This window comes from Labrenzia sp. THAF82 (assembly GCF_009363435.1).
Classification (GTDB): Bacteria; Pseudomonadota; Alphaproteobacteria; order Rhizobiales; family Stappiaceae; genus Roseibium; species Roseibium porphyridii.
Genome location: NZ_CP045354.1, coordinates 2,412,563 through 2,426,972 on the forward strand (window position 1 = coordinate 2,412,563; position 14,410 = coordinate 2,426,972).

Annotated in this window: 17 protein-coding genes and 1 tRNA gene; 8 read left to right on the plus strand and 10 right to left on the minus strand. The window is 54.6% G+C overall.

Annotation, left to right across the window (positions count from 1 at the left end):
- Positions 1–47: 47 nt before the first annotated feature.
- The 3 genes from FIV00_RS11295 to FIV00_RS11305 all read right to left on the minus strand — a co-directional run bounded on the left by FIV00_RS11295 (position 48) and on the right by FIV00_RS11305 (position 2,771).
- Positions 48–524: a hypothetical protein gene (locus FIV00_RS11295; RefSeq protein WP_152500842.1), complete on the minus strand. Its 477-nt coding sequence runs from the start codon at positions 522–524 to the stop codon at positions 48–50.
- Between the two features lie 131 nt (positions 525–655).
- The gene (locus FIV00_RS11300) at positions 656–2,341 is read right to left on the minus strand and encodes an SDR family oxidoreductase (protein WP_152500843.1); all 1,686 of its coding nucleotides are present in this window, start codon (positions 2,339–2,341) and stop codon (positions 656–658) included.
- Positions 2,334–2,771 carry a thiol-disulfide oxidoreductase DCC family protein gene (locus tag FIV00_RS11305; protein ID WP_152500844.1) on the minus strand — a complete coding sequence of 146 codons (438 nt, stop codon included), beginning with the start codon at positions 2,769–2,771 and terminating at the stop codon, positions 2,334–2,336. The genes FIV00_RS11300 and FIV00_RS11305 overlap by 8 nt, the downstream gene beginning before the upstream one ends.
- Before the next feature lie 164 nt (positions 2,772–2,935).
- On the opposite strand from FIV00_RS11305, the gene FIV00_RS11310 reads away from it, so the two are divergent.
- Positions 2,936–4,150, plus strand: coding sequence for a GTP-binding protein (locus tag FIV00_RS11310; RefSeq protein ID WP_152500845.1), 1,215 nt, complete (start codon positions 2,936–2,938; stop codon positions 4,148–4,150).
- Positions 4,147–4,773 (plus strand): DUF1826 domain-containing protein, encoded by a 627-nt coding sequence (locus FIV00_RS11315; protein ID WP_152500846.1) that lies wholly within the window; start codon positions 4,147–4,149, stop codon positions 4,771–4,773. The genes FIV00_RS11310 and FIV00_RS11315 overlap by 4 nt, the downstream gene beginning before the upstream one ends.
- A gap of 44 nt (positions 4,774–4,817) precedes the next feature.
- Here FIV00_RS11315 and serA read toward each other — a convergent pair whose 3' ends face one another.
- The gene (serA, locus tag FIV00_RS11320; RefSeq protein ID WP_152500847.1) at positions 4,818–6,062 is read right to left on the minus strand and encodes a phosphoglycerate dehydrogenase; all 1,245 of its coding nucleotides are present in this window, start codon (positions 6,060–6,062) and stop codon (positions 4,818–4,820) included.
- Between the two features lie 152 nt (positions 6,063–6,214).
- Complete coding sequence (locus FIV00_RS11325; protein WP_152500848.1) at positions 6,215–6,547, minus strand: helix-turn-helix transcriptional regulator; 333 nt, start codon at positions 6,545–6,547, stop codon at positions 6,215–6,217.
- Between the two features lie 56 nt (positions 6,548–6,603).
- On the opposite strand from FIV00_RS11325, the gene FIV00_RS11330 reads away from it, so the two are divergent.
- Complete coding sequence (locus FIV00_RS11330) at positions 6,604–7,020, plus strand: SRPBCC domain-containing protein (RefSeq protein ID WP_152500849.1); 417 nt, start codon at positions 6,604–6,606, stop codon at positions 7,018–7,020.
- 23 nt (positions 7,021–7,043) lie between these two features.
- Positions 7,044–7,499: an SRPBCC family protein gene (locus FIV00_RS11335; protein ID WP_152500850.1), complete on the plus strand. Its 456-nt coding sequence runs from the start codon at positions 7,044–7,046 to the stop codon at positions 7,497–7,499.
- 27 nt (positions 7,500–7,526) lie between these two features.
- Here FIV00_RS11335 and FIV00_RS11340 read toward each other — a convergent pair whose 3' ends face one another.
- The 3 genes from FIV00_RS11340 to FIV00_RS11350 all read right to left on the minus strand — a co-directional run bounded on the left by FIV00_RS11340 (position 7,527) and on the right by FIV00_RS11350 (position 10,809).
- Positions 7,527–8,351: an arylamine N-acetyltransferase gene (locus FIV00_RS11340; protein ID WP_152500851.1), complete on the minus strand. Its 825-nt coding sequence runs from the start codon at positions 8,349–8,351 to the stop codon at positions 7,527–7,529.
- Between the two features lie 83 nt (positions 8,352–8,434).
- Positions 8,435–9,007 (minus strand): acetolactate synthase small subunit, encoded by a 573-nt coding sequence (gene ilvN, locus FIV00_RS11345; protein WP_152500852.1) that lies wholly within the window; start codon positions 9,005–9,007, stop codon positions 8,435–8,437.
- 26 nt (positions 9,008–9,033) lie between these two features.
- Positions 9,034–10,809, minus strand: coding sequence for an acetolactate synthase 3 large subunit (locus FIV00_RS11350; RefSeq protein WP_152500853.1), 1,776 nt, complete (start codon positions 10,807–10,809; stop codon positions 9,034–9,036).
- A gap of 645 nt (positions 10,810–11,454) precedes the next feature.
- Here FIV00_RS11350 and FIV00_RS11355 point away from each other — a divergent pair.
- From FIV00_RS11355 to FIV00_RS29775, 3 genes are all read left to right on the plus strand, one after another.
- Positions 11,455–11,530 (plus strand) — tRNA-Lys (locus FIV00_RS11355).
- Positions 11,531–11,597: 67 nt separating this feature from the next.
- Entirely contained in the window at positions 11,598–11,795 is a 198-nt protein-coding gene (locus FIV00_RS11360; RefSeq protein ID WP_152500854.1) for a hypothetical protein, read from the plus strand.
- A 94-nt stretch (positions 11,796–11,889) separates the two neighbouring features.
- Complete coding sequence (locus FIV00_RS29775) at positions 11,890–12,033, plus strand: hypothetical protein (protein WP_173005959.1); 144 nt, start codon at positions 11,890–11,892, stop codon at positions 12,031–12,033.
- A 2-nt stretch (positions 12,034–12,035) separates the two neighbouring features.
- Here the strand turns inward: FIV00_RS29775 and FIV00_RS11365 are convergent, their stop codons facing one another.
- Both FIV00_RS11365 and FIV00_RS11370 read right to left on the minus strand, forming a co-directional pair.
- Entirely contained in the window at positions 12,036–12,326 is a 291-nt protein-coding gene (locus FIV00_RS11365; RefSeq protein WP_152500855.1) for a hypothetical protein, read from the minus strand.
- A 647-nt stretch (positions 12,327–12,973) separates the two neighbouring features.
- Positions 12,974–13,162 (minus strand): hypothetical protein, encoded by a 189-nt coding sequence (locus tag FIV00_RS11370; RefSeq protein ID WP_152500856.1) that lies wholly within the window; start codon positions 13,160–13,162, stop codon positions 12,974–12,976.
- A gap of 305 nt (positions 13,163–13,467) precedes the next feature.
- Here FIV00_RS11370 and FIV00_RS11375 point away from each other — a divergent pair, with 305 nt between their 5' ends.
- A complete protein-coding gene (locus FIV00_RS11375; RefSeq protein WP_152500857.1) occupies positions 13,468–14,169 on the plus strand; it encodes a hypothetical protein in 702 nt (233 codons plus the stop codon).
- The last annotated feature ends 241 nt before the right edge of the window (positions 14,170–14,410 follow it).

Consider the following 14,410-nt stretch of genomic DNA (forward strand, 5'->3'; position numbering starts at 1 on the left):
AGAAATTGTCTCTAAGGACAATGTTTCGAGACGCTTTGAAGTGCTGATTATTTAACAAATACAGACGCCGTAGCTGGACTATCCGCCCTCAGTTTTCGCAAATGCAGGTGAATAGCAACAAGGCAGATCGCCCAGACTGAAAAGGTCAGCGGAAAGCGGAAGGTCCAAAGGGGCATGTAGGCACCGATAAGCGTGCCGGGCCCAGGGAACAGGCACGTTCCTGCGAGGCCGCCGGCTAAAGAAGGAGCGAGCACGGCGGCAAAGACAGACAAATACCATCCATTTCGCCCCGGTCGTCCATACCAGCCGGAAAATACGAAGCCGGCACCCAATCCGCCGATGCCGCCCAAAACGGCCGCCAGGAACGGGTCGATGAGCATCGTTCCCTGAGGCTCTTCCTGTTTGAGCATCCAGGCAACAGAATAGGCGACCAGAAGGCCGGCGAGTGCGCACTCTGAAGCGCCGATCCAGCGCCGATTGTCGTGACGGAACCAGAGCCAGGGTTGAAACGTGTCTTCGGTCATATCTTGCTCCCAGTTGCAGACTGCAGGTCTGTCTATCGGGCAACCTTTGAGGCCCTTGGGAGAAAGTCGGCAGTTTTTCTGCATATGAGCGCAGCTGCCGAAAACGGTCTTCTACAACTGATGTTGGAGGGTCAGCGCTGATCTGTTTTGGCCGGAGACAGCCAACCCTGGTAGTGAACGAGCTCTCCGAACCATGGCAGTGAGATCTTCACATCAAACCGGAAGCGACCGTCCAATTCATATTCACTGGCTTCGCTGACGGGAAGAAGCCACAAGGGCAGCGGTATGCCAAACACTGTGCCGCGAGAGACCGGGTAGCGAAGCTTTGTTCCGGTGCGCGTCAGGTCGATCTCAAATCGCATCGGTCCGAAGCGCTCGTAAACATGGCCTTGGCCCAATCGGTCTCTTGGCGACAGTACCGATCTGAAGATCTTTCCGCCAAAGTTGCGTTGCCAGACCTCTTTGCCGCCGCGTCGTTCAATCGTCACTTCAACATGCGTTCGGTCATGTGCTGGTGGAAACCCAATGATGTTGCAAAGGATATTGCCTACAAGGGAGCGTCCACGAGACACTTTGGCTTCACCTATCCAACGATGCCGATCAAACACCGTATGAAGTGCCTGAACTGAACCTGGCAAGGAATTGAATTCATTGCCCAACGCCCTTTGAAACACCGTTGGGCTTGGGTCGGCGGCGTTGAAACACCTAACCTTAAGTCCTGCGATGGCAGGTTCAATCTCGTTGAGTTTGATTTCACCAAGGCAGGCGCGCGCGCCCGGTACTACTTGCCTGTCCAACAGGCGTACACACAGAACTTCAGCGGCAATCGCGGGCACTTGAGGCCCGTCTCCTTCTTCTGCGATCAATGTCCAGCTTTTGCTGAGTGGAGCGCCTTGAGGATCGAGACCGGACAATTTGACCTCCATGCCGCCACGATCGGACCCGAAGGGCTTCAGGGTCTTCGCTGCAAGCTGGAGAGGCCGTGCCATTGGAACAAGAGAATTCATGAGTTTCAGCCGAACTCCCAAGGAAAGCAGCCAGAGTCCGAGATGCATGACGGAAAGTTCCAGTCCGGCCCGAAACAGTACAGTTCCGGCCTCAAAATGCTTTGGAAAGAGCGCAAGGTCGGGAGCACCGATAAGAGAAGACCAACGCGGAGGAAGGCCGTCTTGCCCGGCAGGACCGATTTTCCGGCGAGACAGTCCTGACCAACCGGTGAAAGTTTCGATCTGTCCTGAACGGGTGACAACAAGCGGATGTCCTGCCTGTGCCAGGATTGCCTGAATGACGGAAAGTCCTCGTGGTGCCTTGTTACCTGGCAACAGTGTGGTTTCGATGAGGTCGAGCCGTGAAAACGCCGACCTCAAGGCGTCAACAGCTGAAGACGACAATGCAGGAACGCTTGAGACGCCGGAGAGCAAAACAAGCTCACGCTTCTTGGCGAGTTCATCGAGGCAAGATATGCCCATTGTAAATTCGGCGTCGTCGGAAAAATCGAGATAGTGGCTGCCTGCCTTGAGAGCGGCTTGGGCAACCCGATAGTCACCTTCCTGGTAGGATTGAAACGGACCAGCAGCATCGACAATCACAAAGGGCGATAGCCTTGCAAGACTGTCTTCAAAGTCCTTCGCAGAGCTGTCCAGCTGAACCGGTTTGCCACCATTTTTCCGACAAAAGGCTTCTGCCTTTGCAAGGCTCCGACCTGCGACAATGACATCAAAAGTGTTTTTGCGCAGCAGAGCTGCGGCAAGTTTGCCGCCGAACACCCCATAGCCGCCGAGAATGACGATCCTTTTTGGAGAGACGGTTTCAGTCAATCAGCCTGTCTTTCAACTCTTTTGAGGGAAGGGGACATGCACGGCGTCCAAGACGATAGCGGTTTTGCGCAATCCGGTCATAAAGCCAGTTTCCAACACCGATGGGCAGAAAATCAAAAACAGTCAGCAGCTTCCAGGGCCATCCGATGCTGTGCATGGCTGCGGTGAACGAGGCCATCTTTGTGTAGGCTTGACCGTCGACTATGACGATATTCGTCTCCATGAGGTCGGCATCAAGGCCATACTTTTCGTAAAGTGAGCGGCCGGTTTCAGACTGCGCGTCAACGAACCTGAAATCCGCGGTTTTGTCGTGTCGTGCCATGAAACGCGCAAACCCGGAGCAGACCAGGCAGATACCGTCAAAAACGATCAGATTGCCTTGCGGCAGTTGCCCGGGAATGGTCTCGTCGGATTGACTGCCAGATGTCATGTTGCCCCTTGAATGCAGGCTCTACGTCTCAGTGTGCTCAAGTTCGCTTGTGATTTCGATTTGGCACAACGCCGCAGCGTTTTTTCTCGCAAAACCCCACTTGCCTCCCATGCTTTTTCAGACTAGTTGTAATGTAATAACATTACAAATCGGTTGAAGAGGCCATGTTAGATAAACGCTTACCCGTCACCGTGCTGTCGGGATTTCTCGGCGCTGGAAAAACCACACTTCTCAATCGCGTACTCAACAATCGCGAAGGTCTCAAGGTTGCGGTCATCGTCAATGACATGTCCGAAGTCAATATCGACGCCGATCTTGTGCGTGCCGGCGGCTCAGAGCTTAGCCAGACCGAAGAGACCCTTGTTGAAATGTCTAACGGCTGCATTTGCTGCACATTGCGTGATGATCTTTTGATCGAAGTTCAGCGGTTGGCATCTGAGAACAAATTCGACTATCTCCTGATTGAATCGACGGGCATTTCAGAGCCTTTGCCGGTTGCGGCGACTTTCGAGTTTCGCGATGAAGCAGGGCAGAGCCTGTCTGATGTTGCCCGACTTGATACCATGGTTACGGTTGTCGATGCGGTCAATCTGCTGAACGATTTCTCAAGTCACGATTTTCTGCGCGACAGAGGCGAGGTCCTTGGAGACGAAGATGAACGCACACTCGTGCATCTTCTTACCGACCAGATAGAGTTTGCAGATGTTGTTGTTCTCAACAAAGTCAGCGCCGCACGGCCGGAACAGGTTGATGCCGCCCGCAAGATCATCCGGAGCCTAAACGCGGACACCCGGATCCTTGAAGTGGATTATGGCGATATCCATCCCTCGGAAGTGCTCGATACAAAACTGTTCGACTTTCAAAAGGCGCACGAACACCCCTTGTGGGCCAAGGAACTTTATGGGTTCGCTGAACATGTGCCAGAGACAGAAGAATACGGTGTCACATCCTTCGTCTACAGAGCCCGTCGTCCTTTCGATCCTGTGAAAATCCATGAGGTGCTCAATAGCCCGCTTGAAGGCGTCATCCGTGCCAAAGGGCATTTTTGGATCGCCACACGGCCCGAATGGGTCGCGGAGTTCTCACTGGCCGGGGCACTCTCCAGCGTGAGCCCGATCGGAACCTGGTGGGCATCAGTCCCGCCGAGCCAATGGCCTCAGGATCCGCGGGCGCAAGCCTATGCTCGGTCCAATTGGGTCGAGCCCTTTGGGGACCGGCGTCAGGAGTTGGTGTTTATCGGCTCCGGTATCGACTGGCCAACGATCAAGGAACGACTGGACCAATGTCTGCTTGACGAAAGTGCCGGTGATGATCTGAATTCATTCCAGCAATTGCCGGATCCCTTTCCGCGCTGGCGCCGGGTGGAAGAAGCAGCATGACTATCCTGGAAGCGATGGATGATACGCCCTATCGAGTGGCAAGCGATGTCATGAGTGGGCCTGAACCGGAGATCCTCGCAGATATCCATCTGCGCGGGGTGGCTGCGTCGATCTGGAACAGGACTTGCGAACCTGCATTTGTGGACTGGATTGACGGATTGCCGGTGGAAAGCCTTCCGGAGTTAAGGACGACCGTGCCGGTTCATTTGGCGGAAACGGCTGCGATTGCCGCCTGCGAACAGGCAAAAATCCCATCAAGTTCTGAACGCGACATCTTGACCGGTGATATTGCCGCATTGGCAGTGATGCTGAGCAAAACGCTGAACGTCCGACAGATGCGGATCCGCCTGGACGTATCTGACGAGATGATGTGCCCGAAGTTTCATATGGACAATGTTCCGGCGCGTTTGCTTTGCACTTACCGGGGGCCCGGCACGGACTATGTCCCGCAGGAAGACCTGTCCGAACCGTCACGCATCAAAAGTGTGAAACGTGGCGCAGTCGCCCTTTTTCGTGGCAGTGCATGGTCCGGTGAGGAGCGAACTGGGCTTTTGCACCGATCTCCTGCTGTCGATGAAAGCGTAGGAGCAAGACTGCTTCTCGTGATCGATCCGATCGACTGAGATCGGCCCCGCCGATGCAGGCGGGGCCTCATCTGCTTTGCTTGTCAGACGCGGTTGAGCAACCTTGCTCTGATCGTGTTGGGCAGGCTGCGAATTTCTTCCAGGATTTCGACCGGCTGCTCCACCGGCGTGTCGACGTCCAGCACCACATAACCGATGTCCTGATGAGACTGCATGTGCTGAGAGAAGATGTTCAGGTTGTGCCGGGTAAAGAGGTCGTTCAAAGTTCTCATGGCTCCGGGTGCATTGTGGTGCACCTGAATGAAACGCGTCGCGTCCGAGCCTCTTGAGAGCTGCACCTGCGGGAAGGAAACCGCACCGATTGTGGAACCGACATCGGAGTATTCCACCAGACGCTTGGAGACCTCTTCCCCAATCCGGTCCTGGGCTTCTTCTGTCGAACCGCCAACATGCGGGGTCAGAATGACATTGTTCAGGCCGCGCAGCGGAGAAATGAACTCATCCTTGTTGGATTTTGGCTCAACCGGGAAAACGTCAATCGCAGCGCCGGCCAGATGGCCTGACTTCAGAGCATCGGCAAGAGCGTCAATATCGATCACCTGACCACGAGCGTTGTTGATCAGGAACGCACCCTTTTTCATGGCAGCGATCTGTTCGGCCTTGAACATGTTGCGCGTACCGGGCGTATCGGGAACGTGCAGGGACACCACGTCCGATTCACCAAGCAGCGCATCCAGGCTATCGGTCGGTATGACGTTGCCATGCTGGAGTTTGTCGACCAGGTCGAAATAGATGACCCTGAGGCCCATGGCTTCAGCAAGGTTGGAAAGCTGTGTACCGATATTGCCGTAGCCGACGATCCCGAGCGTCTTGCCGCGAATTTCGTGGGATCCGACCGCGCTTTTCAGCCAGCGGCCTTCATGGGCTGCGGTCGATTTCGGGAAAACGCCACGCATCAGCATGACGATTTCGGCAATCGTCAGCTCCGCGACTGATCGGGTGTTGGAAAATGGGGCGTTGAAGACCGGTATGCCACGGTTCAACGTGGCAGAAAGATCAACCTGGTTGGTGCCAACCGAAAAACAACCGACGGCGACAAGGCTCTTGGCTGCCTCGAGAACGGCTTCAGTTACTTGCGTTCGAGAGCGGATACCAAGGATCTGGACACCCTGCAGCTTCTCGATAAGGGCATCCTGCTCCAGGGCACCCGGCAGGACTTCCACATTGGTGTAGCCGTTCTTTTCAAGAACCGCGCGCGCTGTCGGCGAAATGCCTTCAAGCAGCAGCCAGCGGATCTGATTTTTCGGCCGGGAAAGACCATGAATCATGGGCGTTTTGCCTTCTCTTGTCCTGAAGTTGCCATGGGACCGAAGCAGCGTCTTCGATGGCATAAATTGCCGGTGTCGTATACGCGCTCGTTTGCGTCGCGTCTAGGTCGGCAAACGTCAATAAGAAGGATGTTCCGGACAAAATTCCAGCTTCAATTCGCCGGGGTCTCAAGGTCTGTGCGGAGCTTCGCCATCAACTCGACAGCGCTTTCCGCATATTCGCCGATCCAGCGGTCATAGATGTCTCTGATCGGCAGAACATTGAGATGATTCCAGCGTTCGCGCCCCTTGCGCTGAACGATGATGAGATTTGCAGCTTCCAGAACACGCATGTGCTGCATCACCGTGCAGCGATCCAGCTCAGGGAAGGCGGAACAGAGTGCGCCTGTCGTTTGAGGACCGCCTTTCAGAAGATCCAGCATCCGTCGTCTTCGTCTATCGGCCAGAGCCTTGAATATTCTGTCTGAATCATCGCTGCTTGACATGTTATAAAAATATAACATGATAGATTGTGTTGCAAGACACATGAAGGCGAGTTGCCATGTCTGCTGTTCAAATCGACCTTGCAAAAGAGTGCCAGGCACCTGCGGAGCACCTTTGGGACATTCTTGTAAGCCCGCGCCTCTGGTGGGGGGAGGGGGTTGTTCTGGACCCGGTTTCCGGCGGCAGGTTTTTTGAGCCCTGGAAAGATGCAGCCGGAGAGCATCATACCCACGGGCGGGTTCTTGAGATCCAGGCGCCGAATTTCCTGTTGCTGAAATGGTGGGATGAAGGCTGGTCATTTGAGACTGAAGTCAGCTTCCAGATCTCAGCTTTGAAGGCGGGGAGCCACATCAGGCTTGTTCACAGTGGGTGGCAAGCTGCGCCGGAAGCAGAGCAACGAGACTTGATAGCGGCGCACAGGCAAGGGTGGAGTTATCACCTTGAAAACCTGGTGACCTTTGCCGGCAAAAACTGAAGATGTGAAGCGAGGATAGAACCATGTTGTCGTTCAGCGTATCCGGCCGGATATCCAAACCGGTGTCTGAGGTTTTTGAAGCCATCGTCAATCCAGACCGTTTGTCAGGTTATTTCACCACCGGAGGCGCTGTTGGGCGTATGGAGCCCGGAGCAACCGTCCTATGGAGCTTTGCAGAATTTCCCGGTCAATTCCCAGTCAGGGTGAGCGAAGTCGTCAAAGATCGGAAAATTGTTCTTCACTGGGCGTCTGATGAACAGACAGATGGCGAGGACCAAGGCGAAACAACGGTTACCCTGGAACTCAGCGAACTTGATGATGGCAGGACGCTGATAACCATCAGCGAGGAAGGCTGGGGGGAAACTGCCAAAGGCAGCAAGGCATCCTATGGGAATTGCGAGGGTTGGACGCAAATGCTGTGTTGTCTGAAAGCCTTTGTGGAGCACGGTATAAATCTGCGGGAGGGATACTACGCGTAGCCCGCGTGTCGTCCGCGAAGGACAGCGTTAGCTGGTGACAGCAGGCGGAGGCAGGGTAGCGAGACGTTTCGCAACCGCGTCGATGTCGGCATCGTTGTACCCAAGACCGAGGTCTTCACGCATAAATCGGGAGAGGTCGCTTGAGGTTAAGATGGTGCGTGACGCCTTGACGCCGTTTGACGTATAGCCTGCAAGGCCATTTTGAAAGCTGATCCATCCGTCGTCGGTCAACCGGTAGAACTTGATGGAAGACGAAAAGGAAATCTCCGGCCATTTGGCGCAAAGATAGTTGGCAGCCTCCACATCGACCTGCTTGGGTGACACCCGGTCAAACCCATAAAGCGGCACCCAGCCTGCGGTGGTCTTTCGCTCTAGAACCTCTTCGTTTTCAGCGGTGTCAAACCGCATGCGGTAAGTCTGGTCCCGGACAGGCTGTTCCCCGCTTGTAGAGAGGTTGATCGGTTCTGCCGGTGCCTGGCCACCAAAGCCGGTATCCAGCAGCCAGTCGGCTCCATCCATTTCCACGATATGTGCCTGATGTGACCGAACACCGCCTTCCGCTGCGCCCATTCGAACCCGGGCAAGCACACGTTGACTGGGAAGGCCAAGAGCTGAAAGGGCTCTTGTCAGCAAGGCATTCAACTCAAAGCAATAGCCGCCTTTTCGATCCAGCACGAGTTTTTGCCAGAGCGCGTCGTCGTCAAGATCCGGTACCTGCCCCAGAAAAGGCAGAACGTTTTCAAATGGAATGGAAGCGATCTGGGCCGCTTGAAGCTTCCGCAAGCCTTCAAGAGTGCGCGGGCACTCGGGAAGACCTATTCGGGCAAGATAGGTTGAAAGATCAAAGGGCATGAACAGTCCGAAAAAGAAACAGGCCAGCTGCATATAAGCAGCCGGCCTTTCTTCTTAAAGCTCTTGGATATTGGTGCCAGGGGTCAGAGCCCTTCTGGACCACGCTGAACAGCAGCAACACCTGTGCGGGAGACCTCAACCAGCCCAAGCGGTTTCATGATAGCGATGAACTGTTCGATCTTGGACGTGCGTCCGGTAATCTCGAAGACGAAATGATCCGTGGTCGCGTCGATCACGGTTGCCCGGAAGGCATCGCCGAGGCGCAGTGCTTCAAGCCGCTTGTCGCCGTCACCAACGACTTTGACCAGCGCGAGCTCGCGTTCCAGGGGTTTGTCCTGGTTGGCCCGTCGGGCCCGCACCGTCAGGTCGGTTACCCGGTGAACAGGCACCAGACGATCGAGCTGATGACGGATCTGCTCGATGATCATCGGGGTGCCGGTGGTCACGATGGTGATCCGCGACAGGTGCTTCTCATGCTCGGTTTCCGACACGGTCAGACTGTCGATGTTGTAGCCCCGGCCGGAGAAGAGACCAATCACACGGGCGAGCACGCCCGGTTCGTTGTCGACGAGGAGCGATAGCGTGTGAGTTTCGATCTCATTGCTGACCTCCGCCAGGAAATAGGCGGAAGGCGCATCTACATTTTGTGCGTTCATGTTCAAAATTCCTTTGCCTGGTCGCCTTAGACGAGAGATTTGCCTTCAGCACTGATTGCGTTGGCAACTGCTTCGTCGTTGGCTTCGTCCGGCAGCAGCATTTCATTGTGAGCCTTGCCCGAGGGGATCATCGGGAAACAATTGGCGAGATTGGCGACGCGGCAGTCAAAAAGGACCGGTTTGTCGATTGCGATCATTTCTTCGATGGCACCGTCCAGATCAGCCGGTTTTTCCACCCGGAAACCGACACCGCCATAAGCTTCTGCCAACTTGACGAAGTCGGGCAGGCTGTCGGTATAGGAATGGGACAAGCGGTTGCCGTGCAGCAGTTGCTGCCACTGACGCACCATGCCCATATATTGGTTGTTCAGGATGAAGACCTTGACCGGCAGGCCGTATTGAACGGCAGTCGACATCTCCTGAATGTTCATCAGGATCGAGGCATCTCCGGCAATGTCCACGCAAAGTGCATCGCGATGGGCAACCTGAGCGCCAATGGCCGCAGGCAGACCGTAACCCATGGTTCCAAGCCCGCCGGACGTGAGCCAGCGGTTCGGCTCTTCGAAGCCGTAAAACTGCGCCGCCCACATCTGGTGCTGACCGACCTCGGTGGAGATGAAGGTCTTGCGGTGCTTGGTCAGTTCATAAAGACGCTGGATCGCGTGCTGCGGCATGATCACGTCGGAATTGGGCTTATAGGCAAGTGAATTGCGCGCCCGCCACGCATCGATCTGCTCCCACCAGGCTTTCATCGCACTTTCATCCGCCTTCAAGGACGAAGAGCGCCAGATGCGCACCAGATCCTCAAGAACATGACCGACGTCGCCGATGATCGGCAGATCGACATTGATGGTCTTGTTGATCGAAGAGGGGTCTATATCGATATGGATCTTGCGCGAGTTCGGTGAGAACGCGTCGGTGCGCCCGGTGATGCGGTCATCGAAACGCGCGCCGATGCACACCATCAGGTCGCAGTCATGCATCGTCATGTTGGCTTCGAACGTACCATGCATGCCCAGCATGCCGAGCCAGTTGTCCCCGGAAGCCGGATAAGCGCCCAAGCCCATCAATGTCGATGTGATCGGGAAGCCGGTCAGCGAAACCAGTTCACGCAGCAGCTGGCAGGCTTGCGTTCCGGAGTTGATCACCCCGCCACCCGTATAAAGGATCGGCTTCTTCGCAGCTGCCATCAATTCGGCAGCATGGCGAATGCCTGCGGCGTCACCCTTGACCTGCGGACGGTAGCTTTTGTGCGCAGCCGCGGGGTTTGGCGTCGGCCCCTGATAGGTTCCGGTTGCAAACTGAACGTCTTTGGGGACATCGACAACAACCGGACCGGGACGGCCGGAAGTTGCGACATAAAAGGCCTCGTGCAGGATGCGCGGCAGGTCGTCGACGTTGCGCACCAGCCAATTGTGCTTGGTGCAGGGACGGGTGATGCCAACCGTGTCGCATTCCTGAAAGGCGTCGTTGCCAATGAGGTGGGTTGGGACCTGCCCGGAAATGCAGACGAGCGGAATGCTGTCGAGCATGGCATCGGTCAGTGCGGTGACCATGTTGGTCGCACCAGGGCCGGACGTGACCAGCGCAACACCTGGTTTGCCGGTGGAGCGGGCATATCCTTCGGCCGCGTGGCCGGCGCCCTGCTCGTGGCGCACAAGAATGTGCTCAAGGCCTTCCTGCTGAACGATCTCGTCATAGATGGGAAGCACTGCACCGCCCGGGTAGCCGAAGATCGTGTCAACTCCCTGGTCTTTCAGCGCCTGTATGACCATTTCGGCGCCGGTCATTTCCCGTGTCATTCGTTCTCGTCCTCAATTCAAGCACCTGAAACAGTCAGGTTTTGGCTCGTCAGTTCTTGTTGTTTCCTCATCCGCATGCGGCGTCAAAGGTCCGGTTGGGTCGTTTTGGAAGCGCTGTCAGGAGGGGGGTACAAAAAAAGGCCCCTTGGGGAGCCTTGGTCGCGCGCCATCCTGTCCGTCCGGGATTATCCCGCCGCGGAGGCGCGCTTTCCTACCACTACTAGAATGAGCGACATCATCATGTCGTCCCGGTCCTTTGATGCTTGCGGGCGTTTGAGGCCCGGTTTTGGACAGTGTGGTACATTTTCGTACCGCCTTGATCAATCGGCCTCTTTCAGCCTCTGGATCCATGACACAAGCCAGGCTGTCCGCCCGGTCTTGATGCGCTGCACCCTAGTGAGGCGGATTTGGCGGGTCAAGCCCCAATTTCGATTATTGCGCTAAAGATCGCAGATGTTTTTGAATGTTACGGCAAGCATCCGATCAGATTGCAATCTTTGCTCAAAGCACCCCGGAGCTTGATCCTGTCGTATCTCTGTCGCCCGTTCTTTAAAAAAGTGGCTCAAATTCCATTGCTTTGATGCAGCACGCCCTATATACAGCCCATCTCCTTGCGAACCGCATTTGTGCGGTGAACGCGACGATGGGTGTGTAGCTCAGTTGGTAGAGCAGCTGACTCTTAATCAGCGGGTCTGGGGTTCGAGCCCCCACTCACCCACCAAAACATCCCTGAATAGTTAGACGCGCTGTCAGCGGCGATGCAGCTCTTTGCCGACGTGAAGATTTTGATGGGTGCTGACTTAGGGGAGCGCGGTCAGCCGCGCCTGGAACACATCCTGGCCTCGCCGATCGACAGCCACAGCGGCGGAGAAAAGCTAACGGTCGGTGGTGTTCTGATGAGATTTGAAAACAAGGAAGAACTCTTCGAACTGAAATTCGCCCAGGAACACCTGGCACTGGCTGGTCTCAGCCTGAAGAAAGCCTAAGGCCCCAGGGCAGGGCCCTTATCTCGCGGTCCCCACCGGCCGCCACCCGGCGCTTGGCAAGATCTTCCAGGATACGGAATTTCTGGAAGTTGGCATGTCAACCGCGCTGAAACAAGCGCCTGACACGGTGGTGCTGCGCGGGCTCGGCAACAAACAGGTGGTCAAGATCCAGCACGTTGACAAGCACTGCCTGCTGGTTGACCTTGCCGCCTATGACCGATTCGTAGAAAGGGGGTAATTTTAATCGACGATGATTGCAAAAACGCGAATTCGAACCTCGCCTTCTCGGTGCATATGGGCCTCAACAGTTATGTCGTGCGGGTCGTTTTTGCTAGGGGTGACGTCGAGCAAGTAGAAATGAGAAAGATGCTGTAAGTTGTGGATAGGCATATACCACGCATGATGGATTTTTTTGTCGCCTAGTTTGAAGTCTTTGCTCTCTGTTTTTCCTATGCTCAGCAATAGATCAGAGTCTGGGTTCGTCCCAATTCTTAACTCCTGTGCAAGGATAACGCCTTTCTTATCATTCATAATATTTGATCTCCCTAAAGCTCTATTATTAATTGTTACAACCTAACACACAATCTTACGTTAGGGAAGCGCGAATGACGCTTGGAAGTGAAAGCAGTGAACGACTAGCAAGTATTGCTTTTCGGGTTTGGCAATAAACTGGCGCTCAAGAACCAGCGCGTTACCAAACACTGCGTGCTCGTCAGCCAGAGGGCCTATGACGGCTTTGTGGAGGAAGGGGAGAGTAGGTGGGGCTATGCGTAGCTGACTGTTCGCGCCAAGTAGTCGGCCCGACTAGTCGGGTCGATAAGTTTTATCGAAGTGTGCACAAAAACTGTGATGCACTTGCCAAATTGATATGTTGCGGACAAAGTGGGGCGTGCGAATATCGCACGACAAGGTGGCGACGGAACAACGGATCTTAGACGACTTTTTCCGATGTCCCTTCCCTGGGGAGCCAACCTCAAGGGCACAAGGCGGGCTGGTGATTGTGGAAGTGCAAGTTCCTGGTCACCGGCCCCCGTCAATCTTGAAGCCCTTTTAGCATCCAGTTTAATCGGCACGAGGCAAGATGTTGTGTAGGTTTTCCCCAGACCGTCATCGATATTGGGATAATTTTTTACACCGCATGTAATACCACTTGCGTCTTGGATCTTGTTCCGAGCGAATCAACGCTCCGAACCTGGTGTGTTTGCCGGTTTTGCATGTAAACACTGTTCTTCACCTGAAAGCTTGTCTGCCAGCTCGTCAATGGCTTCTGTCGCGTAGGTAGCCAGGTCGTATTCCCTGGACCCAATACTTGCTTCCCGGTGCACCTGTGTTGCGCCGGCACGGCCGGTTTCGAGCTTTTCCAGCACCTGATTGACCTTTATGTGACCTCTACCAGACCGTCACGACATCAGCTGCTTATTCTATTTGTTCTGGCAAGCAATCTGAGCAGGTCAAGGTATTTGGCTGCAAGGGTCGCGAACTATCTTTGAGACTGGTTTATGAACCGATCTGTCGCAGCACTTCGAAAGGATTTGGATCCTTTCTTGGCAGCTAGGCCGAGCTTTGTATTTTCTCTAGCGAGCAGAATCGTATACTTCAACTTAAAGATTTCAATAAGCGCCTGGTGTGTTGCTTGGGTGCAAAACACAACTTCGCCACAAGGTGCTAAAAGATGAAGCAGATCATGTTTGGAGAACAATATGTAATTCCAGAAACACCTATTGAAACGATGACTTTATGCTTAAGGTTGTTAAGTTATAACATCGAAGAAGTTTTTACTGATCTCCGAGTTGACGCTATCGAAGCTATGGCGCTAGTCGAAGCCACAGTAACTGAGATTGAAGATGATGAGTTTTCATCCTTCTATTTTGACTTACATACATCTTTTTTGGAAAAGGATGGTCTAAAATTTGAAAAAGTACTGGATCAATTTTACTTCAATGTCGCAGCTCGTAATGCAAAAAATATTGTAAAGCGTAGCCATTCTTCAGAAGAATATTTCGAACTCAATGCCGACGATCGTTCCAAGGTTATGGGGCTGATCGCCGAAATGCGGCAGCTCGTCCAGGACAGCACAACCTTTGATGATGCCCATCGCCGCAGAATTCTCAAGCGGATCGCGAAGATTGAAGACGAGGTGCTCAAAGCCCAAGGCAACTTCGACACGGTTCTGGCAGGTATCGCTGAAATTGGCGAGACTCTTGGCCAATTCGGCAAGGATGTCAAACCCTTGACCGACCGGATGCAGGAAATCCGGAAGGTGACCCAGAGCAAAACCAAAGGCACCAACCAGTTGCCCGCGCCCGATGAGCCGCGCAAGCTTCCAGCTCCTGAAGATGACGATAAGGCCGAAGACGAGTGCGGCGAGGACTGATCCCGCGCCCTCTTTTCTTGCCAGCGAATTCCTGGAAACTAGCCCTTACTCTTAATGTCTTTGGCCGCGCCCTTTTGGTCTTAAGCGGAGCCCTCGCCTAGGTGAAAATGTGCGGCGAAGGCACACTTGCGAGTGCCTTCGGCCTGACCGTGTGAGAGACCGGGACGGCGCGAGCACTTAATGTCAGGGGACGCGTGTGAGCCTGTGCCTGTTCGTTGGATTTGCCCACCGGTTAGCTCCG

Bases quoted from the DNA above. Each gene is read 5' to 3' on its own strand.
- FIV00_RS11375 (WP_152500857.1), top strand. From the start codon at position 13,468: ATGAAGCAGATCATGTTTGGAGAACAATATGTAATTCCAGAAACACCT.
- FIV00_RS11365 (WP_152500855.1), bottom strand. From the start codon at position 12,326: ATGAATGATAAGAAAGGCGTTATCCTTGCACAGGAGTTAAGAATTGGG.
- FIV00_RS11350 (WP_152500853.1), bottom strand. From the start codon at position 10,809: ATGACACGGGAAATGACCGGCGCCGAAATGGTCATACAGGCGCTGAAA.
- FIV00_RS11330 (WP_152500849.1), top strand. From the start codon at position 6,604: ATGTCTGCTGTTCAAATCGACCTTGCAAAAGAGTGCCAGGCACCTGCG.
- FIV00_RS11315 (WP_152500846.1), top strand. From the start codon at position 4,147: ATGACTATCCTGGAAGCGATGGATGATACGCCCTATCGAGTGGCAAGC.
- ilvN (WP_152500852.1), bottom strand. From the start codon at position 9,007: ATGAACGCACAAAATGTAGATGCGCCTTCCGCCTATTTCCTGGCGGAG.
- FIV00_RS11340 (WP_152500851.1), bottom strand. From the start codon at position 8,351: ATGCCCTTTGATCTTTCAACCTATCTTGCCCGAATAGGTCTTCCCGAG.
- FIV00_RS11305 (WP_152500844.1), bottom strand. From the start codon at position 2,771: ATGACATCTGGCAGTCAATCCGACGAGACCATTCCCGGGCAACTGCCG.
- FIV00_RS11335 (WP_152500850.1), top strand. From the start codon at position 7,044: ATGTTGTCGTTCAGCGTATCCGGCCGGATATCCAAACCGGTGTCTGAG.
- FIV00_RS11325 (WP_152500848.1), bottom strand. From the start codon at position 6,547: ATGTCAAGCAGCGATGATTCAGACAGAATATTCAAGGCTCTGGCCGAT.
- FIV00_RS11310 (WP_152500845.1), top strand. From the start codon at position 2,936: ATGTTAGATAAACGCTTACCCGTCACCGTGCTGTCGGGATTTCTCGGC.
- serA (WP_152500847.1), bottom strand. From the start codon at position 6,062: ATGATTCATGGTCTTTCCCGGCCGAAAAATCAGATCCGCTGGCTGCTG.
- FIV00_RS11360 (WP_152500854.1), top strand. From the start codon at position 11,598: ATGGGTGCTGACTTAGGGGAGCGCGGTCAGCCGCGCCTGGAACACATC.
- FIV00_RS11295 (WP_152500842.1), bottom strand. From the start codon at position 524: ATGACCGAAGACACGTTTCAACCCTGGCTCTGGTTCCGTCACGACAAT.
- FIV00_RS29775 (WP_173005959.1), top strand. From the start codon at position 11,890: ATGTCAACCGCGCTGAAACAAGCGCCTGACACGGTGGTGCTGCGCGGG.